This window comes from Variovorax sp. PDC80 (assembly GCF_900115375.1).
Taxonomy (GTDB): domain Bacteria; phylum Pseudomonadota; class Gammaproteobacteria; order Burkholderiales; family Burkholderiaceae_C; genus Variovorax.
Map to the genome: position 1 here is coordinate 608,731 of NZ_FOWG01000001.1, position 20,724 is coordinate 629,454.

The 20,724-nt window shown below is 70.7% G+C and carries 20 protein-coding genes; 5 read left to right on the top strand and 15 right to left on the bottom strand.

Annotated features, from left to right (window positions below; genetic code table 11):
* The first annotated feature begins 53 nt into the window (after positions 1-53).
* Positions 54-1,172: a class II histone deacetylase gene (locus BM109_RS02695; protein ID WP_093340326.1), complete on the top strand. Its 1,119-nt coding sequence runs from the start codon at positions 54-56 to the stop codon at positions 1,170-1,172.
* A gap of 36 nt (positions 1,173-1,208) precedes the next feature.
* Here BM109_RS02695 and BM109_RS02700 read toward each other — a convergent pair whose 3' ends face one another.
* Both BM109_RS02700 and BM109_RS40610 read right to left on the bottom strand, forming a co-directional pair.
* Positions 1,209-1,889 carry a DJ-1/PfpI family protein gene (locus tag BM109_RS02700; protein ID WP_143129064.1) on the bottom strand — a complete coding sequence of 227 codons (681 nt, stop codon included), beginning with the start codon at positions 1,887-1,889 and terminating at the stop codon, positions 1,209-1,211.
* Entirely contained in the window at positions 1,886-2,239 is a 354-nt protein-coding gene (locus BM109_RS40610; protein ID WP_143129066.1) for a DUF6616 family protein, read from the bottom strand. The genes BM109_RS02700 and BM109_RS40610 overlap by 4 nt, the downstream gene beginning before the upstream one ends.
* Before the next feature lie 163 nt (positions 2,240-2,402).
* On the opposite strand from BM109_RS40610, the gene BM109_RS02705 reads away from it, so the two are divergent.
* Complete coding sequence (locus BM109_RS02705; RefSeq protein WP_093340329.1) at positions 2,403-3,383, top strand: AraC-like ligand-binding domain-containing protein; 981 nt, start codon at positions 2,403-2,405, stop codon at positions 3,381-3,383.
* On the opposite strand, the gene BM109_RS02710 is transcribed toward BM109_RS02705, so the two are convergent.
* The gene (locus tag BM109_RS02710) at positions 3,362-4,264 is read right to left on the bottom strand and encodes a transporter substrate-binding domain-containing protein (protein ID WP_093340330.1); all 903 of its coding nucleotides are present in this window, start codon (positions 4,262-4,264) and stop codon (positions 3,362-3,364) included. The genes BM109_RS02705 and BM109_RS02710 overlap by 22 nt on opposite strands.
* A gap of 16 nt (positions 4,265-4,280) precedes the next feature.
* Positions 4,281-5,615 (bottom strand): aspartate aminotransferase family protein, encoded by a 1,335-nt coding sequence (locus BM109_RS02715; protein WP_093340332.1) that lies wholly within the window; start codon positions 5,613-5,615, stop codon positions 4,281-4,283.
* Between the two features lie 175 nt (positions 5,616-5,790).
* Between BM109_RS02715 and BM109_RS02720 the strand changes: the two genes are divergently transcribed.
* The gene (locus BM109_RS02720) at positions 5,791-6,690 is read left to right on the top strand and encodes a LysR family transcriptional regulator (RefSeq protein ID WP_093340334.1); all 900 of its coding nucleotides are present in this window, start codon (positions 5,791-5,793) and stop codon (positions 6,688-6,690) included.
* Positions 6,691-6,697: 7 nt separating this feature from the next.
* Here BM109_RS02720 and BM109_RS02725 read toward each other — a convergent pair whose 3' ends face one another.
* On the bottom strand, positions 6,698-7,600 hold the full coding sequence (locus BM109_RS02725; protein ID WP_256222298.1) for a LysR family transcriptional regulator: 903 nt from the start codon (positions 7,598-7,600) through the stop codon (positions 6,698-6,700).
* A gap of 123 nt (positions 7,601-7,723) precedes the next feature.
* On the opposite strand from BM109_RS02725, the gene BM109_RS02730 reads away from it, so the two are divergent.
* Positions 7,724-9,070, top strand: coding sequence for an amidohydrolase (locus BM109_RS02730; protein ID WP_093340337.1), 1,347 nt, complete (start codon positions 7,724-7,726; stop codon positions 9,068-9,070).
* Here BM109_RS02730 and BM109_RS02735 read toward each other — a convergent pair.
* The 3 genes from BM109_RS02735 to BM109_RS02745 are packed head-to-tail and all read right to left on the bottom strand — an operon-like array spanning position 9,051 to position 11,570.
* The gene (locus tag BM109_RS02735) at positions 9,051-9,713 is read right to left on the bottom strand and encodes a DUF6134 family protein (protein ID WP_256222299.1); all 663 of its coding nucleotides are present in this window, start codon (positions 9,711-9,713) and stop codon (positions 9,051-9,053) included. The two genes, BM109_RS02730 and BM109_RS02735, sit on opposite strands and share 20 nt — an antisense overlap.
* The gene (locus BM109_RS02740) at positions 9,710-10,516 is read right to left on the bottom strand and encodes a DUF1295 domain-containing protein (RefSeq protein ID WP_093340339.1); all 807 of its coding nucleotides are present in this window, start codon (positions 10,514-10,516) and stop codon (positions 9,710-9,712) included. Before BM109_RS02740 ends, BM109_RS02735 begins: the two co-directional genes overlap by 4 nt.
* A 10-nt stretch (positions 10,517-10,526) precedes the next feature.
* A complete protein-coding gene (locus tag BM109_RS02745; RefSeq protein WP_093341227.1) occupies positions 10,527-11,570 on the bottom strand; it encodes an SAM-dependent methyltransferase in 1,044 nt (347 codons plus the stop codon).
* A 182-nt stretch (positions 11,571-11,752) separates the two neighbouring features.
* Here BM109_RS02745 and BM109_RS02750 point away from each other — a divergent pair, with 182 nt between their 5' ends.
* Positions 11,753-12,778 carry a LysR family transcriptional regulator gene (locus tag BM109_RS02750; protein ID WP_093340340.1) on the top strand — a complete coding sequence of 342 codons (1,026 nt, stop codon included), beginning with the start codon at positions 11,753-11,755 and terminating at the stop codon, positions 12,776-12,778.
* Here the strand turns inward: BM109_RS02750 and BM109_RS02755 are convergent.
* The 7 genes from BM109_RS02755 to BM109_RS02790 all read right to left on the bottom strand — a co-directional run bounded on the left by BM109_RS02755 (position 12,696) and on the right by BM109_RS02790 (position 20,709).
* Positions 12,696-13,574, bottom strand: coding sequence for an ABC transporter permease subunit (locus BM109_RS02755; RefSeq protein WP_093340342.1), 879 nt, complete (start codon positions 13,572-13,574; stop codon positions 12,696-12,698). The two genes, BM109_RS02750 and BM109_RS02755, sit on opposite strands and share 83 nt — an antisense overlap.
* Positions 13,567-14,355 (bottom strand): taurine ABC transporter ATP-binding protein, encoded by a 789-nt coding sequence (locus tag BM109_RS02760; RefSeq protein ID WP_093340343.1) that lies wholly within the window; start codon positions 14,353-14,355, stop codon positions 13,567-13,569. The genes BM109_RS02755 and BM109_RS02760 overlap by 8 nt, the downstream gene beginning before the upstream one ends.
* A 26-nt stretch (positions 14,356-14,381) precedes the next feature.
* On the bottom strand, positions 14,382-15,398 hold the full coding sequence (tauA, locus tag BM109_RS02765) for a taurine ABC transporter substrate-binding protein (RefSeq protein WP_093340345.1): 1,017 nt from the start codon (positions 15,396-15,398) through the stop codon (positions 14,382-14,384).
* Positions 15,399-16,221: 823 nt separating this feature from the next.
* Entirely contained in the window at positions 16,222-17,871 is a 1,650-nt protein-coding gene (locus tag BM109_RS02775) for a rhodanese-related sulfurtransferase (protein WP_093340347.1), read from the bottom strand.
* On the bottom strand, positions 17,868-18,500 hold the full coding sequence (locus BM109_RS02780) for a cysteine dioxygenase family protein (protein WP_093340349.1): 633 nt from the start codon (positions 18,498-18,500) through the stop codon (positions 17,868-17,870). The genes BM109_RS02775 and BM109_RS02780 overlap by 4 nt, the downstream gene beginning before the upstream one ends.
* On the bottom strand, positions 18,497-19,477 hold the full coding sequence (locus BM109_RS02785; protein ID WP_093340350.1) for an ABC transporter substrate-binding protein: 981 nt from the start codon (positions 19,475-19,477) through the stop codon (positions 18,497-18,499). Before BM109_RS02785 ends, BM109_RS02780 begins: the two co-directional genes overlap by 4 nt.
* Positions 19,474-20,709, bottom strand: a complete 1,236-nt coding sequence (locus BM109_RS02790; protein ID WP_093340352.1) for an acyl-CoA dehydrogenase family protein — start codon at positions 20,707-20,709, stop codon at positions 19,474-19,476. Before BM109_RS02790 ends, BM109_RS02785 begins: the two co-directional genes overlap by 4 nt.
* Between the last annotated feature and the right edge of the window lie 15 nt (positions 20,710-20,724).

Genomic DNA, 20,724 nt, shown 5'->3' on the forward strand with positions numbered 1-20,724 from the left:
ACCGGCGCGCGGCGGCCGCTACCTTCGTGGCTTTCACCCTGGAGCCACGACGCATGAAGCGCACCGCCTTTTTCCACGACGAGAGAACGCTCTGGCACATCGCCGGGGCACCCCATGCCCTGATGCTGCCCGTGGGCCGCTGGGTGCAGCCGATGGCGGGTGTCGGCATTGCCGAGGCGCCCGACACCAAGCGAAGGCTGAAGTCGCTGATGGACGTCTCGGGGCTCAGCGACAGGCTCGAGGTGCGGTCGGCGCCGCCGGCCTCGCAGGACGAGCTGCTGCGCGTGCACACGCGCGACTACCTCGCGCGCTTCAAGGCCGGCAGCGATGCCGCGGGCGGCGACATGGGCGATCTCGCGCCCTACGGCCCGGGCAGCTACGAGATCGCCGCGCTGTCGGCGGGCCTCGCGATCGCGGCCATGGACGGCGTGGTCGCGGGCCGGCATCCGAACGCCTATGCCTTCTGCCGCCCGCCGGGCCACCATGCCAGTGCCGATCGCGGCATGGGCTTCTGCATCCTCAACAACATCGCGATCGCCATCGAGGCCGTCAAGGCGCGCCACGGCATCGATCGCATCGCCGTGATCGACTGGGACGTGCACTGCGGCAACGGCACGCAGCAGCTCTTCTACGGCCGCGACGACGTGCTGACCATCTCGCTGCACCAGGAGCACTGCTTTCCGCCGGGCTACAGCGGCGCGCACGACCGCGGCGAGGGCGTGGGGCTGGGCTTCAACATCAACATCCCGCTGCAGCCGGGCGGCGGCCACAACGCCTACATGCAGGCCTTCGAGCGCATCGTGATTCCCGCGGTGGACCGCTTCGCGCCGCAACTGGTCGTGGTGGCGAGCGGCCTCGATGCCAGCGGCGTCGATCCGCTCGCGCGCATGCTGCTGCATCCCGAGTCGTTCCGCCTCATGACCCGGCATGCGATGGCGCTCGCCGAACGGCATGCGGGCGGCCGGCTGGTGATGGTGCACGAGGGCGGCTACTCGGAAGTGGCGGTGCCCTTCTGCGGCCTCGCGATCCTCGAGGAGCTGTCGGGCCACCGCACCGAGGTCGAGGATCCGCTCACGCCCTTCTTCGGCCTGATGCAGCCCTCGGCGCGCTTCGATGCCTTCCAGCTCGGGCTGATCGAGGAGCTGGCGGCGCTGCACGGGCTGCAGCGCTGAACCACGAACGAAGCCGGGTGGCTTCGTTCGCGCCGACTACCCGCGCGCCGCCGCGACCCGCTCGATGGTGCCCAGCGGCATGAGCTCGCGCAGCGCCTCGCGCGCACCGGCCACCAGGGCCTCGTCGCACAGCTCGGGTCGTCCCGTGCCATAGGGCGGCTGCGGCGCGTATTCCATCAGCAGCTCCACCATCCGGCCCGTGGCCTCGCCGGCGATCTCGCCGACCACGCGCACGCCGAAGTCGATGCCGGCGGTCATGCCGCCGCCGGTCATGCGGTTGCGGTCGATCACGATACGGCCCGGGCTCGGAATCGCGCCCAGCAGCGCGAGCCGGTCGCGCGCATACCAGTAGCAGCCCGCGCGGTAGCCGTCGAGCAGCCCGGCCGCGGCCAGCAGCAGCGAGCCGTTGCACACGCTGGTGATCCAGGTCGAACGCGCGCCGACACGGGCGAGGAAGGCCTTGGTCTGCTCGTCCTCGAGCAGCGCGAACAGCGCCTTGGTGTTGCCCGGCACGAACAGCAGGTCGGGCGCCTCCCAGCAGTCGTCGAAGCCGTGCGTGGCGACCACGCTGACACCGGCATCCGAGGCCAGCGCGCCGGTGTGCTTCCACGCGAGCTGCGACTCGAAGCCGGGGATGAAGGACAGCGCCTGCAGCGGACCCGCGAGGTCGATCAGGGTCATGCCCGGAAAGACCAGCGACAGCACCTTGAAGCTCATGACGGGAGCCCCGCCAGCAGTTCTAGCACCTGGGCCGGGGTCTGCGCCACGCCGGTGGTGTTGTGCTGCTCGAAGAGGGTGTACCAGCCCGAGGCTTCGACGCCCTGGCGGAAGCCCGCGACCGCCTCGGCGCTGTCCATCTCCCACACGGCCCAGAACGCGGCGGCGGGATCGGCATGGTCGACGCCGCGGTCGGCCGCGCCCCAGCCCAGCGTGCGGATGCCGCCGGCCTTCATGGCCTCGATGGCGCCGAGCACGGCGTCGGCGAAGGCCCGGCGCTCGGCCGGCGTGCGGGCGATCCAGGCCGGCCTGGGTGTCCATTGTTCGATGAAGAGATGCTTGCTGCTCATGGGATTCCTCGGGTTGGATGAAGGGGCCGGCCGACGATAGCCAGCGCAGCGCCGGCGGCACGACTGCCGGTGCACCGTGTCTTGCACCAGCGTGCACGGCGTGCGGCCGCGCGGCCCCGCCTTGCTTGTGGCGCGCCGCCAGACCGGCTGTAATGCCCGGACCATGCACGCCCAGTCCTGTTCCACGCTCGACGTTCCCGCTGCCCAGCGGATGCGCTACTGGGAAAGCGCGATCGCGCCCTACTTCGGCCGGCTGCGCGGCGACGACGACGCGGGCGGCCCGGACTTCGAGGCCCGCTGCGACATCTACGACGTCGGCGGCCTGGGCGCGGTGCGCATGCAGGTGCCGCTCTCGCGCGTGACGCGCGAGGCCCGCGACGCGCTCGACAGCGGCGGCGGCTATTTCAAGCTCTCGATGCAGATCGCCGGCGCCGCCGACGTGCACGCGGCCAACCGCACGGTGCACCTGGGCCCGGGCGACTGGATCATGCTCGACCAGCGCCTGCCCTACACCTGGGAATCGGCCGCGCCGGCCTCGCTGTTCGGGCTGCAGATCCCGCGCGAGCGCCTCGCGGCGCTGGGCCTGCCGTCGCTGGTGTGTTCGAGCGACGAGGCGCTGGCCGACAGCGGCATGGCGCCGATCCTCGGCGGCCACCTGCGCACGCTGAACACGCAGCTCGCGCACGTCACCGAGGATGCCGCCCACCTGCTGGCCGAGGCTTCGATCGGCCTGCTCGCGACCACCCTGTCGAGCGGCCGGCCGCATGCGCGCGCGCCGGTCGACGCGCTGGCCGCCGTGCGCCTGCGCGCGGTGCAGTACGTGCGGCTGCATGCGAGCGAGGCCACGCTCTCGGTCGATGCGATCGCCCATGCGCTGCGCTGCTCGCGGCGCTACCTCTACAAGGCCTTCGACGGCAGCGACGCGAGCCCCGAGCGGCTGATCTGGCAGACCCGGCTCGAGCGCTGCCACGAGGCGCTGCGCGATGCGCGCAACCACGCGCGCTCGGTCTCCTCGATCGCCTTCGAGAACGGCTTCAACAGCGATGCCCACTTCGCGCGCATGTTCCGCGCGCGCTACGGCCAGTCGCCCGCGCGGCTGCGGCGCGGCCTGCGGGCACAGGCTCAGGGCAGCCGCTCCTCGTAGGCCTCGGCCGGCCGGTCGTTGGGCGACTGGAAGGCCGCCTTCAGCGAATCGCTCAGCGGGATGTTGATGACCGCGTTGCGCGGCGGGATCGGCGCCATGAACCAGCGCGCATAGAGCTTCTCGAGCGCGCCCGAGGCCATCGCATTCGCGAGGTAGCCGTCGACCGCGCGCTTGAAGGCCGGGTCGTCCTTGCGGATCATGATCGCGATCGGCTCGATGCCCAGCGGCTTGCCGACGATGCGGAAATCCGCCGGGTTGCGCGCGTTCGAGATGTTGCCCGCGAGCGTGTTGTCGTCCATCGCGAAGGCATCGGCGCGGCCGCTCTCCAGCAGCAGGAAGCTCTCGGCATGGTCCTTGGCCAGCACGATGTTCAGCGCCATGCCCTTGTTGTCCTGCTCGAGCTTGCGCAGCCGCTGCACGAGCGTGGTGCCCACGGTCGTGACCACCGTCTTGCCCTTGAGCTGCTCCGCCGACTCGATGCCGCTGGCCGCGCGCACGGCGAAGCGCGCCTCGGTGATGTAGGTGGTGCTGCCGAAGGCCACCTGCTGCTGGCGCGCGGCATTGTTCGTGGTCGAGCCGCACTCGATGTCGACGGTGCCGTTCTGCAGCAGCGGCACGCGGTTCTGCGAGGTCACGACCATCGGCCGCACCGCCACGCCGGGCAGCAGCTTGGCGAGCATCTGCTCGCAGAGCTCGACGTGGTAGCCGACGTAGCCGCCGCCCACCGCGTACGACAGCGGCGGCGAGGCCTCGCGCACGCCCATCACGAGGGTGCCGGCGGCCTTCGCCTTGGCGAGCGTGCCGCCGGGTTCCTGCGCGAGCGCGGCCAGTGCGGCGGCCGCAAGCACGGCACCCGCGAGCATTCGATTCGGGGTCTTCATGGCGTTCTCCGGCGCGTCAGGCCGCGAGCGCCACCGGCGCGGGATGGGCGATCTCGTCCAGGCTCTCGCGCAGCGCGCGGTCGAGGATCTCGATGGCGCGGTCGATCTGCTCGTGCGCCACGTTGAGCGGCGGCGCGATGCGCCACACCGAGCCGCGCTCGGGCCGGCGCCGGATGTTCATGCTCAGGCCGAGCTCGAAGCACTTCTTCGTGGTGCGCGCGCCGAGCTCGTGATGGGGCAGCCGCGAGTCGCGGTCCTGCACCAGCTCCACGCCCAGCAGCAGGCCCTCGCCGCGCACGTCGCCGATCGCCTCGTAGCGCCGCTGCAGCTCGAGCAGTTGACCGCGCAGGTAGGCGCCGGTGGTGCGCGCGCGCTCGATCAGGCCTTCGCTGCGGATGGTGTCGAGCACCGCCAGGCCGACGGTGGCGGGCAGCGGGTCGGAGACATGGCTGGTGTAGAAAGTGAAGCCCTTCTCGTGCACGTCCTGCTCGATGCGCGGGCTGGTCGCCACGGCGGCCAGCGGCAGGCCGCCGCCCATGGTCTTCGACACCGACATGATGTCGGGCACCACGCCGTAGAAGTCGGAGGCGGTGCGGTGGCCGATGCGGCCGAACGCGGTCTGGGCCTCGTCGAAGATCAGGAGCATGCCGCGCTCGTCGGCGGCGCGGCGCAGCGCCTGCATGTACGACCTGGGCGGCACCAGCACGCCGCCCGCGCTGATGATCGGCTCGATGATGATCGCGGCGCGCCGGCCGGTCGAGGCCATGTCGTACATCTTGAGGCCGAGCTCGAGGCAGGCCAGCGCCGACTCCTCGCCCGACATGCCGCGGATGTAGGGCCGGTAGGCGTTGGGCTCGGGCATCAGGTAGACGCCGGGCACGTGCACGCCGTAGCCCTTGCGGTCGCTCGCGAACGACACCGCGCTGGTGCCGCCCGTCACGCCGTGCCAGGAGCCGCCCACGGCCAGGATCTCGAAGCCGCCGGTGTACATCTTCGCCATGCGCAGCGCGACCTCGTTGCTCTCGGAACCGGTGTTCACGAACAGCGACTTGCTCAGCGGCGCGGGCATCCAGTCGGTGGCCATCTTCTGCGCCAGCTCGGCCACCACCTCGGGGATCATGCCGCTGAACAGGTGGAAGGCCTTCTCGCCGGCCTCGTGCACCGCGCGCACGATCGCCGGATGGTTGTGGCCGATGGTGGCGCACATCTGGCCCGAGGTGAAGTCGAGGATCTCGCGGCCCGTGTCGTCGACCACCACCGCGCCGCGGGCGCTGCGGAACAGGTTGGGGAAGGTGTCGCCGCCGTAGCGCACCATGTATTCCTTCGCGGCCGCGCGCAGTTGTTCGCTCATGTCCGAATCCTTTGCTGAAGTGGTGAGTGGATTCGCCAATGGTCGCGAGGCCCGCGCACGCGGTCCAATGTCGAGTTTGCATCCGGGCGCGATGCGCGGCACGCATCGCCCATGCACGCAACCGATGGGCACGCGGCTTGCAGAATGCGCCGCACGCAAAGGAACAGAGGGCGCGATGGACACACGCTGGTTTCAGGATTTCGTCACCTTGGCCGAGGTACAGAACTTCACGCGCGCGGCCGAGATGCGCAACGTCTCGCAGGCCGCGTTCAGCCGCCGCATCCAGGCGCTCGAGCAATGGCTGGGCGCCAAGCTGATCGATCGCGCGGCCTATCCCACGCGGCTCACGCCCGCGGGCGAGCGCTTCCGCAAGGTGGCCGCGGGCCTGCTCGACCAGATCGCCGATGCGCGCGCCGAGATCGGCGACGCGCCCGCGCGCAACCACGTGCGCATCGCCTCGACCTATGCGCTGGCCAGCACGCGGCTGCCGGGCTGGTGGGCGCGCTGGTCGGGCGCGGGCGACCTCAGCTGCAGCCTCGAGGTCGGCAACGTGCACGACACGCTGACGGCCTTCAGCGCGGGCTCGGCCGACGTGCTGATCGGCTTCCACCAGGCCGCGCATCCGCTGCAGCTCGATGCGGCGCGCTTCGAGCGCCGCGAGCTCGGCCTCGAGCGCGTGCGGCCCTACGTGTCGCGCGCGCTCGCCGCTTCGGAACGCTTCGCGCTGCCGGGCAGCGTGACCCATCCGCTGCCGCTGTTGATGTATTCGCCCAGCGGCTACTTCGCGCGCGTGGTCGCGACCGCGATCGAGCAGTCGGCGCAGCCGCTGATCGGTTACCGGGCCTTCGAATCAGAGATGACCGACGTGCTCGGCGACCTCGCGCAGCAGGGCATGGGCATGGCCTGGCTGCCCGACAGCTCCTTCGTCGCGGGCCGGCTCGGCGAGCTGGTGCCGGTGGGCGATGGTGCCTGGGACGTGGAGGTCGCGATCGTGGCCTGGCGCGCGCGGCTCAACGCGCGGCCGGCGGTCGCGCGGCTGTGGGAGCGCATCGGCGCCGACGCGCTGCCCGCCTGAAGCGACTTCAGCCGGGCTCGGCCGGCATGCGCTCGGCGATCACCTCGCGCAACAACGAAAGCGCTGGCGCCTCGCTGCGGCCGGCCAGGGTCACGAGGCCGAAGCGCGCGCGGCCCAGCGGCGGATGCACCGGCAGTGCGACCAGGTCAGGCGCCACCGCGCGCACCGCGAGCAGGATCGCGTCGCTGCCGCGCGCGAGCTCGACCAGGTTCGACAGCTCCGAGCAGCGCAGGGTCACGCACTGGTCGGGATGCGCCTCGGGACCGTAGGCATCGACCATCGCGCGCACCACGTCGCGCCCGAGCCCGGTGGACGCCAACGGGTAGTCCTTGAGGCTCTGGAACGTCATCGGCCCGCGCTTGCGCGCGAGCGGATGGCCGCGCCGGCACATGAAGGCGCCGCCCATCTCCACCAGCGGCTCGACGCGCAGGTCGATGCTCGGCGTGACGGTACGGAACTCGACCACCGCGGCGTCGAGCGTGCGCTGGCGCAGTGCCTGCACCAGCCGGTCGGTGTCGCCGCGCAGGATGTCGATGCGCACCGGCGCGCCGCGGTAGGCCATGCGCTGCAAGAGCGGCGTGGCCAGCAATGCGCCGGGCCCGGCGCCGAGCCCCACGCGCAGGTGGGCGCCGCCGCCGCCGCGCGCGCTGGCCACCAGTTCCTGCGCATCGCCGACCAGGTGGCGCGCGCGCTCGAGCATCTCGCGCCCGAAATGCGAGAGCTCGCTGCGCCGGCCCACGCGGTCGAACAGCGCGCGGCCGAGCACCTCCTCGAGCGCATGGATGCTGCGGCTCAGCGCCGGCTGCGTGATCGACAGCGCCTTGGCCGAGCGCGTGAAGGAACCCGTCTCGGCCACCGAGAGGAAGTGGCGCAGCTGCACGAAGGTCATGGCATGGAGGGGCCTGTTCATGCATTGGAATTATGGCTGTGGATAGAACAATGCATTGGACGCCTGGCAAGTCATTGCCTAGATTCGCGGCCGGTCCCTTTCCAGAACAAGCAAAGACACCTCACCCAGGAGACAGGTCCCTTCATGCATTCACTTCGCCAGCTTTCCCTTGCCGCCTGCCTCGCCTGCGCCGCCGTGCCCGCCGCCATGGCGCAAGGCGCCGCCCCCAACGCCCAGCGCATCGAGTCGCTCGCGCGCGAGGCCTATCCGCAGCTCGACACGCTCTACAAGGACATCCACGCCCATCCCGAACTCGGCTTCCAGGAGGTGCGCACGGCCGGCAAGCTGGCCGAGCAGATGCGCGCCCTCGGCTTCGAGGTGACCGAGCACGTGGGCCGCACCGGCGTGGTCGCGGTCCTGCGCAACGGCGCCGGCCCCACGGTGCTGGTGCGCACCGAGCTCGATGCGCTGCCGATGCAGGAGAAGACCGGCCTGCCCTACGCGAGCCAGGCCAAGGCCACCTGGCAGGGCCGCGAGACCTTCGTCGCCCACAGCTGCGGCCACGACGTGCACATGGCGAGCTGGGTCGGCACCGCGCGCACGCTGCTCGCGCTCAAGGACCAGTGGCAGGGCACGCTGGTGTTCGTCGCGCAGCCGGCCGAGGAGGCCAGCGGCGGCGCCAAGGGCATGCTGGCCGACGGGCTCTACAAGCGTTTTCCCAAGCCCGATGCGGCCTTCGCGCTGCACACCTCGGCCTCGCCCTACGGCTACGTCGGCTACCGCGCGGGGCCGATCACCTCGGCCTCCGACGGCTTCGAGATCGACTTCAAGGGCCGCGGCGGCCACGGCTCGGCACCGCACCGCGCGATCGACCCGATCGTGCAGGCGGCCCATTTCGTGACCGACGTGCAGACCGTGGTGAGCCGCGAGAAGGACCCGGCCGAGTTCGGCGTGGTGACGGTGGGCGCGATCCAGGCCGGCACCGCCGGCAACATCATTCCCGACTCGGCGCTGCTGCGCGGCACCATCCGCAGCTACAAGCCGCAGGTGCGCAAGCAGCTGATCGACGGCGTGCGCCGCACCGCGCTGGCCTCGGCCGCGATGGCGGGCGCGCCCGAACCCGCGATCGGCCTCGACCCGGCGCGCGGCAACGGCGCGGTGATCAACGACCAGGCGCTGGCGCAACGCACCGTGGCCGCGCTCAAGGCGCAACTCGGCGACGCGAAGGTGGTGCAGGTGCCGCCGATCACCGCCAGCGAGGACTTCTCGGAGTTCGCGGTGGAGGGCGTGCCCACCTTCTTCTTCTTCATCGGCGTGAACGATCCGAAGGAGGTCGCCGACTCGCAGAAGGAAGGCGGCAAGCCGCTGCCCTTCAACCACTCGCCCTTCTTCGCGCCGGTGCCCGAGCCCTCGATCACGACCGGCGTGCAGGCGATGACGGCCGCCGTGCTGAGCGCGCTGGCCGCGAAGCCTACTTCAGCCGGTAGCTGAGCTTCTTGCCGCCGCGCACCTGGGCATCGAGGCCCAGCCATTCGCCGTCGGCCACGGCGTACCAGAGGTCGATCGGCTGCTCGGGCCCGCTGACGCGCCAGCGCCGGGCCGCCACGCCGCGGCCGCGCACCTCGACGCGGCCCTCGTCGAGCGCGGCGATGCGCACCGGCTCGAGCTTGCCGGTCTGCGCATTGAGCAGCTGCTGCTGCGCGCGCATCGCGGGGTTCCAGTAGGCGAAGCTCATCACGCAGCCCGGCATCGCGCTGCGCCCGCGCGGCGTGAGGACCACCAGCGCGGGGCCGTCGCCCTCCGACTCGCGCTCGGCGCGCACCTCGGAGCGGTCGCCGCCGTCGTTGGTGTCGGCATCGAGCCGGCGCAGGCAGTCGCCGCGCCAGTGCTCGACCGCCGAATGCCGGTAGCGGTAGACCGTGACGCCCAGCAGCTTGACCGCGAACGCGGCCTCGCTGCTCAGCCGGCGCTCGTCGCCCGCGGCCGTGAGCACGAAGCGGTGCTCGCCGATCGGCGCGTCGTCGAGCAGCACGCGGAAATTCCATTCGCCCGTGGCGGGCGAGGCCACCGGCTGCGCGCCCGCCGCGAGGGCCAGCGCGCACGCCAGCGCCGTGCCGGCATGGCGCACGCTCATTTCGGCGGCCGGCGCACCGGCCCCGGCACGAAGGCGTTGGTGCGCGCGATGTAGTCGCGGTAGGCCGGCCGCCGGTGGCCGATGTCGGCCTCGAGCAGGCGCACGCCCGACACGCGCAGCAGCAGCCAGGTCATGAGCAGCGGCGAGACCACGCTCCAGGCGCCGCCGAGGCCGGCCGCGCCCAGCGCCATCAGCCACAGCCCCCACCAGACGCAGGCCTCGCCGAAGTAGTTGGGATGGCGGCTGTAGCGCCACAGGCCGCGGTCCATCACCTGGCCGCGCTGCGAGGGGTCGGCCTTGAAGCGCGACATCTGGGCATCGGCGATGGCCTCGAAGCCGATGCCGAAGGCCGCCAGCGCGCCGCCCGCGATGTCGAGCCAGCCCAGCGGCCGCGCGCCCGCCATGCCGACGAACAGCGGCGCCGAGACGATCCAGGCCAGCACCGCCTGCAGCCCGAAAACGAGGTACAGGCTCTTGAGGCCGAAACCCGGCTGGTTGCGCGCGCGGATCGCCTCGTAGCGCCGGTCCTCGCCGTGGCCCCAGTTGCGCGACGCCACATAGAGCGCCAGCCGCAGCCCCCACAGCAGCGCGAGCACGGCCATGGCCAGGCCGCGCGGTTCGTGCAGCGGCGCGTTCGGCAGCAGCACCAGGTAGACCAGGCCCGCGCCCGCGATCAGCACCGGCCAGAAGCGGTCGATCAGGCTCGCGTCGCGCCGTGCCAGGCTCTCGAGCCAGACCACCAGCGCGACCGCGGCGGTGAAGGCGAGGCCGGCGAAGGCGGCTTCCGGGGCGCTGAATCTCATCGTGCCGGCTTCAGGCGCGCCGCTCGAACAGGTAGTGGCTGACCCACCAGCGCTGCCCGTGCTCGTAGCCGAACAGCTCGGCCACCGACATGAAGAACAGGCGCCAGCGCGTCCACCAGACATGGGCCTGGTCGCCGTAGGTGGCCTGGAACAGCGGGCGCAGCGCCTCGCGGCGCTGGTCCATGTTGCGCAGCCAGGCCTCGGCGGTGCGCTGGTAGTGGCGGCCTTCCCAGCGCCAGCGGCGCAGCAGCCGCAGGTCGTCCTGGCAGTGCAGCGCGAGGTCGTCGCTGGGCATCATGCCGCCCGAGAAGAAGTGCTCGCTCATCCAGTCGCTGGCGTCGCGCACCTCGAAGGGATAGGGCGCCTCGCGGTGCACGAACACGTGCATGAAGAAGCGCCCGCCGGGCCGCAGCCAGCGCGCCACGTTGGCGAAGGCCTGCGGCCAGTTGCGCAGGTGCTCGAACATCTCGACCGAGACCACGCGGTCGAAGCGCTCCTCGGTGTCGAACACGTTGATGTCGCGCGTGAGCACCCGCACATTGGCCAGCCCGCGCCGCGCGGCCTCGGCCTCGATGTATTCGCGCTGCGAGGCCGAGTTCGACAGCGCCGTGATCCGGCTGCCCGGGTAGTGGGCGGCCATCCACAGCGTGAGCGAGCCCCAGCCGCAGCCCAGTTCGAGGATGTCCTGCCCGTTGTCCAGCCCGGCGCGCTCGCAGGTGCTGGCCAGCGCGGCCGATTCGGCCTCCTCGAGCGTGCGCGTGCCCTCGGGCCAGTAGCAGCTGCTGTACTTGCGGTGGTTGCCGAGCACCTGGCCGAAGAAGGCGGCCGGCACCTCGTAGTGCTGGGCATTGGCCTTCTCGGGCAGCGGCGCCAGGCTGGCCGAGCGCATGCGCCCGACGAACTCCTGCGTCAGCTCGGCCACGGCCGGGGTGTTGCCGGCATACAACTCCGACAGCCGGTCCTTGAGCAGGCGCCGGATGCCGCGGCGCACCACGGTATCGGGCACCAGGCCCTTCTCGACCCAGCGGATGGCGAACGCGATGTCCTGCGGCATGGCTTCTTCTTCCTTCTCGTGCATGTTGGCGGGCCCCGCCGTCCGGGACCGATCACCCCCTGTACGCAGCCGGCGGCGATCCGGATGCAACCGGATGCGTCCGGCGGGCGCAAACCAAAGTTACGTCATGCCCCTGCGCCGGCGCGGGCCTCTGGCCGAACTGGAACAATGCGCCCACTCTCATGGACGGACTCGATCTCATCAAGACATTTCGCGAAGTCGCGTTCCGGCGCAGCTTCTCGCGCGCGGCCCTGTCGCTGGGCATGTCGAAGGCCACCGTCAGCCGCTACGTGGCCGAGCTCGAGGAGCGCAGCGGCGTGCGGCTGCTCAACCGCTCCACCCGCTCGCTGAGCCTGACCGACGCCGGCGAGGTGCTGCTCGAGCGCAGCACCCAGCTGGTCGACATGGCCGAGAACACCCTCAACGACCTGCAGGCCCACGGCGCCCACCCGCGCGGCCGGCTGCGCATGAGCGCGCCGCACGGGCTGATCGCCGGCTGGCTCTCGGACGTGATCGCCGAGTTCATCAAGCGCTATCCCGACGTCTACGTGAGCCTGGTCTTCACCAACAGCGCCGTCGACCTGATCGGCGAGGGCATCGACATCCACCTGACGGGCGGGCGCATCGACGACATGAACCTGATCGTGCGGCGGCTGGTGCAGTTCGACATGGTGGTCTGCGCCACCCCGGCCTACTGGGCGCTGCGCGGCATGCCGCGCGTGCCGGCCGACCTGAGCCGGCACGACGTGCTCAGCTATTCGGCCGCCTCGACCACCCACCTGCCCTTCGAGACCGAAGGCGAGGCCTACGAGGTGCCGGTGCACAGCCGCATGGAGGCCAACGACGCGGTCGCGCTGATCGAGCTGGCGCTGCGCAGCGTGGGCGTGGCCTACGTGCCCGAGCCGCTGGCCCAGTCGCACCTGGAGCGCGGCGCGCTGGTGCCGGTGCTGCGCGAGCACATGCCGCACGACCACTGGCTCTATGCCGCCTATTCGCAGCGGCGCCACAACAGCGCGGCGATGCGCGCGATGCTCGATTTCCTCGAGCAGTCGATGGGGCCGGGCGGCGCCCTGCCCTCGCCCATGCCGCCGGCGGTGCCGGTCTCGCCGCCCGCCGCGCCTTCCGCTACATGCGCCCTTTCCAGGGAACCAGACGCCGCTCGAGCCAGCGCATCAGCAGGTCGAACAGATATGCCACCACCCCGATGACCACGATCCCCATGATCACGATGTCGGTGCGCAGGAAGTTCGACGCGTTGAGCACCATCTGACCCAGCCCCATGTTGGCCGCCACCATCTCGGCGGCCACCAGCGTGGTCCAGCCGAAGCCGATCGCGATGCGCATGCCGACCAGGATGTCGGGCAGCGCCGAGGGCAGGATCACGTGGCGGATCACCTGCAGGTAGCTCGCGCCCATCGAGTAGGCCGCGTTGATCTGCTCCTGCGAGGCGCTGCGCATGCCCGAGCGCGCGGCCAGCGCCAGCGGCGCGAAGCAGCTCAGGAAGATCAGCAGCACCTTGGGCAGCTCGTCGATGCCGAACCAGATGATGATCAGCGGCAGGTAGGCCAGCGGCGGCAGCGGCCGGTAGAACTCCAGCGGCGGATCGAAGATGCCGCGCCAGAAGCGGCTCATGCCCATCGCGATGCCCACCGGGATGGCCGTGACGCAGGCCAGCAGGAAGGCCGAGAACACACGGAACATGCTCGCGAGGAAGTGCTGCCACAGCGGCTTGTCGTTGGCCTGGCCGGTCAGGTATTCGTAGAACTGCTGGAACACCGCCTGCGGCGTCGGCAGGAACAGCGGCTTGACCCAGCCCATGTTGGTGACCAGGAACCACAGCGCGATCAGCGTCAGCACCGTGACCACGCTGATCGTGAAGCTCGAGCCCTCGCCCGGCACCTTGAAGGCGCTGGTCTTGAGCTTGGTGCCGGGCGCGGGCGGCGGGACGACTGCTGGCTTGGTGGGAGGCGTCATGGCGACCGATGCGATGCTGGCCTCAGGCATGAGTGGCCTCGCGGTGGTGGATGATGGAGAGCACTTCCTCGCGCATGCGGATGAATTCGGGTTCGGACTTCACCTTGCGCGAATCGCCGTGCGAGAGGTACTGGCGCGAGAACGGCACCTCGTCGTAGACGTGCGAGATGCGCCCCGGGCTCGGGCTCATCACGATCAGCCGGGTGGCGAGGAACAGCGCCTCCTCCACCGAGTGGGTGATGAAGAACACCATCTTGTTCGAGGTCGACCAGGCCTGCAGCAGGATCTCCTGCACCTGCTCGCGCGTGAAGGCGTCGAGCGCGCCCATCGGCTCGTCCATCAGCAGCACGGCCGGATCGCTGGCCAGCGCGCGCGCGATGCCCACGCGCTGCTGCATGCCGCCCGAGAGCTCGTACACCGCGCGGTCGGCGTACTTCTGCAGCCCGACCAGCGCGAGTTTCTCTTCCGCCACGCGGTCGCGCGTGGCGCGGTCGACGCCCGCGAGCCGCAGCCCCAGCGCCACGTTGTCGCGCACGTTGAGCCAGGGCATCAGCGCATGCTTCTGGAACACCACGCCGCGGTCGGCACCGGGGCCGGCCACGGGTTGGCCGTCGAGCAGGATCTCGCCGGTGGACGGCGGCAGGAAACCCGCGATGCAGTTCAAGAGCGTGGTCTTGCCGCAGCCCGAGGCGCCGAGCGCGACCACGAAGTCGCCGTCGTGCATGCGCAGGTTGACCGGCGCCAGCGCCTGCAGGGTGCCGCCCTTGACGGCGTAGTTGACCGTGAGGTCGCGGATGTCGAGCGTGGGCATGGGCTTTTTTGCTTACTGCGCCGCGCTCACTTGGCCGCCAGGGCCTTCTCGACGTACGTGGTGGTCACGTAGGCCGAGTAGTCGGGCTTGACTTCCTGCACCCGACCCTGTTCCTTGAGGAAGGCCGCCGTGTTCGCCATCGCCTTGGCCGCGCCGCCGCCGAGCCAGGTCGGCGAGAGCTGCTCGGACAGGGTCGGGAAGCTGTAGAGCGCCATCGCCGCGCCCACGTCCTTCGGATCGGCCTTGGTCCACTTGGCCATCGCCTTGGTCTGCGGCGAGTCGGGCGTCCAGCTCTTGCCCGAGGCCTTGTACTCGTCGTTGGCGCGGTTGAGCGCCTTCACGAACGCGACCATGAAGGCCTCGTTCTCGGCCGCCCACTTGGCGTTGACCACGATGCCCTCGAAGGTCGGCGCGCCGCGCTTGCCGATGCTGCCCGAGGTGGCGATCACCTTGCCGCTGGAGCGGATCTTGGAGAGCACCGGGTCCCAGATGAAGGTGGCGTCGATGTCGCCGCGCTCCCAGGCCGCCGCGATCTCGGGCGGCCGCATGTTCATCACGTTGACCTTCTTCGCGTCCACGCCTTCCATCTTCATCGCGGCCATGAGCTGGTAGTGGGCGGTCGAGACGAAGGGCGTGGCCACCTTCTTGCCCGCGAGGTCCTTGAGGCTCGCGATGCCCGAGGCATTGCGCGCCACCAGCGCCTCGGCGTCGGCGATGTCGGCCGAGATCCAGAACAGCTTGATGTCCTGCCCCTGGCTGGCCGCGGCCGTCAGCGGGCTCGAACCGGTCTCGCCCATCTGCACGTCGCCCGAGGCCATGGCGCGGATCACGTCGCCGCCGCCCGAGAACATGCGCCAGTTGATCTTGTAGCCGGTGGCCTTCTCGACCTCGCCCGACTCCATGACCAGGCGCAGGGGGACGAGCATGTCCTGGTGGGCGAAGGTGAGTTCCTTGGCCTTCTGGGCGAAGGCGGTGCCGGTGGTGGCCAGCACGAGCAGCGCTGTGGCTGCGATTGCACGGTGCAGGGATCGACGCGTGTTCATCCGGGTTCTCCTTGTCTGTTGCGGGCGGCGCTGGCCGAGGCTTCGGTGCGAGGGGTACTGTGCATGGTTGGGGGTGGGGTGCAAAGTGCCAGGGGTGGGAGGGGGGAGGTGCCAGTGGACTGGGACTTACCCTTGTTTGGTGCTTGGGGGCACGGGGGAGGTGCGTTTTTTGTTTTGTGGTTTGTGGTTTGTTTGGGAGGTTGGTTTGTTTGGTGAGGCTGTTGGCCGGGTCTCGCCCCGGCGGGCGACTTACTTTTCTTGTCTCGCCAAGAAAAGTAAGCAAAAGAAGGCGACCCCGCTGTCTGTGTCCCTCCGCTTCGCTACGGGCAACCTGCGGTGCTCGGGGAAAGCGGGGGTCCGCAGAACTCGCTGCACTTCGTTCCGCTCAGACAGCTGCGGCCCTTATCCCGCTTTCCCCTGCGCTCCTCGGCACAGCCAGAGGGGATTAGGGTCAACGCGCCATGGCGCGTCCTTGTGTGGTGAGTGCGTATGCATAGGCCCTGGATCTTTCATTGAGGCCGAGCAACGCGAAGGCCCGAAGGATCTTTGTGGCCGAGCGCAGCGATGGCCCGAACCACCCCCTCTGGCTGCGCCGAGGAGCGCAGCGTTTCGCGGATCAGGGCTCGCAGCTGTTTGAGCGAAGCGAGTTCTGCGAGACCCCGCGAAACGCGAGCACCGCAGGTTGCCCGCAGCGAAGCGGAGGGTCGCAGACAGTGGGGTCGCCTTTTCTTTGCCTACTTTCTTTTGGCGAAGCAAAAGAAAGTAGGTCCGCCGCCGGGCGGAATTCCCGGCCGACAGCCTTTGCAAAAAAACAAACCCAAATTCAGGCCACGACAAACCGATGCGTCCCATCCCGCCCCAACTGCTCAACGAGTCCAAACTCCCAATCCAGATACCCCTGCATAGCCTCCACAGAAGCCGAAGTCCCTTCATAAGGCCTCCGATACCGATCCGTCCTCTCGGTAGCCAGCCGAGTCTCACCAGACTCAGAAGGAAGCCCAGCAGAGAACCAGGCAGCATTCCCCCCAAGCAGCACGAGCACCTCCACATCCAGCTCCCCACGCGAATCGAGCCACTCCCGCAGATCCGAAGCCGCATACCGAGCCAACAAGCTGCTCCCACAAGTCAACACATAGCGCCGAGCCGAAGGAATGACCCCATCAACTGCCTCCAGGAGCTGCGCCCGAACAGCAAACCACGCCCCCGGCACATGCCGCTTCACGTAATTCGCACTGCCCGTCACATCGATCACCGCAGTCGACGAAGCATCCCCGTCGAGCAGCCGAGCCAAGTCCAGCGCCTCGATCTCCCCAACGGCCCGAGCCACCTCCGGATACACAGCGGCCAGAGCACCCCGTTCGCTCAACGCATCGGCAGCAGGCACAGGCTCCACCACATAAACCTCCCACCCCATCTGCGCCAGCCAGGAGCCAGACATCGAAGCCCGCACCCCATCGTCATCCGCCAGCACGATCCGCGCATGCCGCACCGGCACCTGGTGATCCGTCTCCTGCACGAGCTGCCCACCGGGCGCTCCCGCAAAGCCGGGAAGATGACCCGCCGCGTATTCCTCGGGTGTGCGCACATCGAAGCGATAGACCGTCCGCCCCGCCTCCTCGAGCGAGTCCACGGCATCGGCCGCCACCCACCGCACCCCGGCCTTCTCCGCCACGCGCCGCGCATCGGCACGCGCCTGCGAACGATGCGCGTCGCTCACCGCCTCGGGCGCACGCCGCACTGCCCCATGGTCGAGCACCTGCCCCGCGAGCTTCCAACCGATGGTGCCGTTGCGCAGCGCAGCCACGGGATTGGGAATGCCGGCATTCACCAGCGATTGCGTGCCGATGATGCTGCGCGTGCGCCCCGCGCAATTGACGATCACGCGCGTGGCCGGATCGGGCGCGAGCTCGCGCACGCGCAACACGAGTTCGGCACCCGGCACGCTGGTGGCGCCGGGGATGCTCATGGTCTGGTATTCGTCGAAGCGGCGCGCATCGAGCACGACCACGTTGGCGCGCTCGTCGATCAGCGCCTTCACCTCGGGCGCCGAGAGCGAGGGCGTGTGGCGCTCGTGCTCGACCAGTTCGCCGAACGACTTGCTCGGCACGTTGACGTCGCGGAACAGCTCGCCGCCGGCCGCGCGCCAGCCCTCGAGGCCGCCCTCGAGCAGATGCACCTGTGTGTAGCCGAGGCCGACGAGCCGCCGCGCGGCCAGCGGCGCGAGGTCGGTGCCTCGGTGCTCGCCGAACAGCACGATCAAGGTGTCGCGGCGCGGGATGCGGCGCCAGGCCTCGATCTCGATGCGCGACAGCGGCAGGTTCGCGGCCCACAGCGGATGGGCCTGGGCAAAGGGATCCTCCTCGCGCACGTCGAGCAGCGCGATCTCGGCGCCGGGCGTGAGCAGGCGTTCGCGCACGGCGGCGAACGAGAGGACGGGGAAGGCGGAGGTGGCTTGGAGCGTGGCGTCGGTCATGGCGTGGTGGCAGGCGGGACCGCCCGGCGTTCGGCGGACCGGTCCCAGAGATTGGGCAGCAGCGTGTTGGTGTAGCCCGAGACGAAGGGCTTGCGCCCGCCCTCGGCCGGGTAAGTATGCCGCCGCACCGCGCCGATGTTGGCGCCATAGACATGGATGCTGATCGACACGCGGTCCGCGTGCGCGTTGTGCACGCGGTGCAGGTCGCCGACGGTGGGCGAGACGGCCTCGACGTCGCCTTCGTCGAGCCGCACCGCCTGGCCCACGGGCCGCGCCTGGCCGTCGTCGCCGAAGGCATGGGGCTGGCTGTACTCGGCGCCGCGCAGCATGCCGATCAGGCCCCACACGGTGTGGTCGTGCACCGGCGTGGCCTGGCCCGGCCCCCAGACGAAGCTCACGACCGAGAAGCGCTCGGTGCTGTCGGCATGCAGCAGGAACTGCTGGTAGCGCGCGGGGTCGGGCTGCGCGAAGGCCTCGGGCAGCCAGTCGTCGCGCGCCACCAGCCGGCGCAGCAGCGCGCCGCCCTCGGCGAGGATGGCGCGCTCGTCGGGCCGGCCTTCGAGCAGGCGGCCGAAGTCGACCACGAACTCGCGCAGCGGCGCGATCGATGCGGGAACGGCGGCGCTCACGCCGCGCGCCTCCAGAGCTGGGTGTCGGAGATCGCGCGCACGTCGACGCGCACCGGCAGGATGCCGTCGCGCGCGGAGCGGTCGGCCACGGCCTGCAGCGCCACGATGTCGGCCTCGCTCACCGGCCGCGCGGCCACCGAGGCGCGCGCGGTGATGAGCCGCGCCGACTCGATCGGCAGCCGCGTGAGCTGGCTGTAGGCCTGCGCATAGGCCTCGGGATTGGCCAGCGCCCAGTCGCCCGCGCGGCCCAGCCGGTCGAGGAACTGCACGATGGCGGCGCGCTTGGCGGGGTCGGCCAGCGAGGGCTCGCTGGCGGTGATGAAGCCCAGCGCGGTGTTGATGCCGCGGCCGTCGCGCAGGATGCGCCCGCCCTGCTGCAGCGCGATCGTGTAGTAGGGATCGAAGATGGCCCAGGCGTCGATCTGGCGCGAGGCGAAGGCTGCCGCCGCGTCGGTCGGCAGCACGAACTTCACCGTGACTTCGTCGCGCCGCACGCCGGCTTCCTCGAGCGCGCCATAGAGCTGGTACTGCGAGATGCTGCCGCGCGCCGACGAGACGACCACGGTCTGGCCGCGCAGCTCGGCCACGCTGCGCAGCTTCGAATCGGGCTGCACCACGATGCCGAGCGAGTCGGCCTTGCCGACGCGCGTGGCGACGATCTTCAGCGGCGTCCTGCCGACGGCCGCGGCGAGCACCGGCAGGTCGCCGGCCATCGCGGTGTCGACCGCCGCGCTGCGCTGCGCCTCGAACAGCGGCGCGGCGCCCTGGAAGTTGGCCCAGCGGTAGGCGAAGGGCGCGCCCTCGAGTGCCTTCGAGGCCTCGAACAGCGAGCGCAGGCCACCGGCCTGGTCGCCGAGCACGAGCGAGGTCTGCGGCTGCGCCCAGCCGCGCAGCGAGGCCGTGGCCGCGATGGAGAGCGCCGCGCCCTGCTGGAGCCAGCGGCGGCGCGATGCCTTGGAAAACAGCAGGTCGGTCATGCGGCGACTCCCGTCGACAGCAGCGCGCGCTTGCCTGCGCCGACCAGGATCGCATCGTTCTGCGGCGTGTGGATGCGGCTGCACAGCACGTCGCGGTAATGGCGCTCGAGCGGGTTCTGGCGCGCGAGGCCGTGGTTGCCCGTGAGCTGCAACGCGAGCTCAACGGCGCGCACCGCGTTGCCGGTGACGGTGTGCTTGAGCAGCCCGCTGTCGACCGCCGACGGCGTGCGGCCGCCGTCGACGGCCTCGCTGGCCGCGTCGAGCAGCACGCGGTTGGTGCGCAGCAGCGCCTCGATCTCGCCCACCGTCTCCTGCACGCGCGACAGGCTCGAAAGCGGCGCGCCCAGGCTGCCGGGCGCGCGCTGGTTCAGGAAGCCCACGAGCCAGTCGCGTGCCGAACGCGCGACCGCGTCGTAGAGGCTGCCGAGCAGCACCACCATCCAGGCCTGCTGCGAGGCCTGGGCATCGATGTCGGTCTGGCTGCCGGCATCGGGCGCCCAGTCGGCCGGCGCGCGCAGGTCCACCGCATGGTCGAGCGGGATCGCGACGTTCTCGAACACCACCTCGTGGCTGCCCGAGGCGCGCAGGCCCAGGTGGTCCCAGCTCGCGATCACGCGCACGCCCTCGGCATGGCGCGGCACCAGGAACACGCCGGTGCGCGGCGCGGGCTCATCGGTGCGGGCCCACACGGCGAGCCAGCCCAGGCCCTCGATGCCGGTGGTGTAGAGCTTGTGGCCGTCGATGCGCCAGCCCTCGCCGTCGCGGCGCGCCACGGTGGCGGGCAGGCCGCCGCGCGCGGGCGAGCCGAGCGCGGGCTCGACGCGCAGCGCATTGATCAGCGCGCCGTGCTCGACCGCGTCGCGCACCACGCGCTCGCGCAGGTGCGGCGGCCAGCGGCTGTCGCCGCGCGCCAGCCCATGGTGCTGCAGGTAGGTCATGGTGAGGATCAGCGCGGTGGCGGGCTCGCCGCGCGCCACCGCGGCGATCACCTGCCGCGCCGACTCCAGCGTGGCGCCGCCGCCGCCGAAGGCGCTCGGCGCGACCAGGCCGATGAGGCCGTGCGATTGCAGCGCCTCGAAGTTCTGCGCGGGAAAGGCGCCGCTGCGGTCGTGGTCGGCGGCGGTGCTCGCGAAGCGCGCCGTGAGGCTGGCCAGCAGCGCGGCGTCGGGCAGGCCGGAGGAATCGCGGGAATTCGGGCCGGCCGCGGGCCGGCGCAGGGGGATGGCGCTCATGGTCCCGGCACGTTA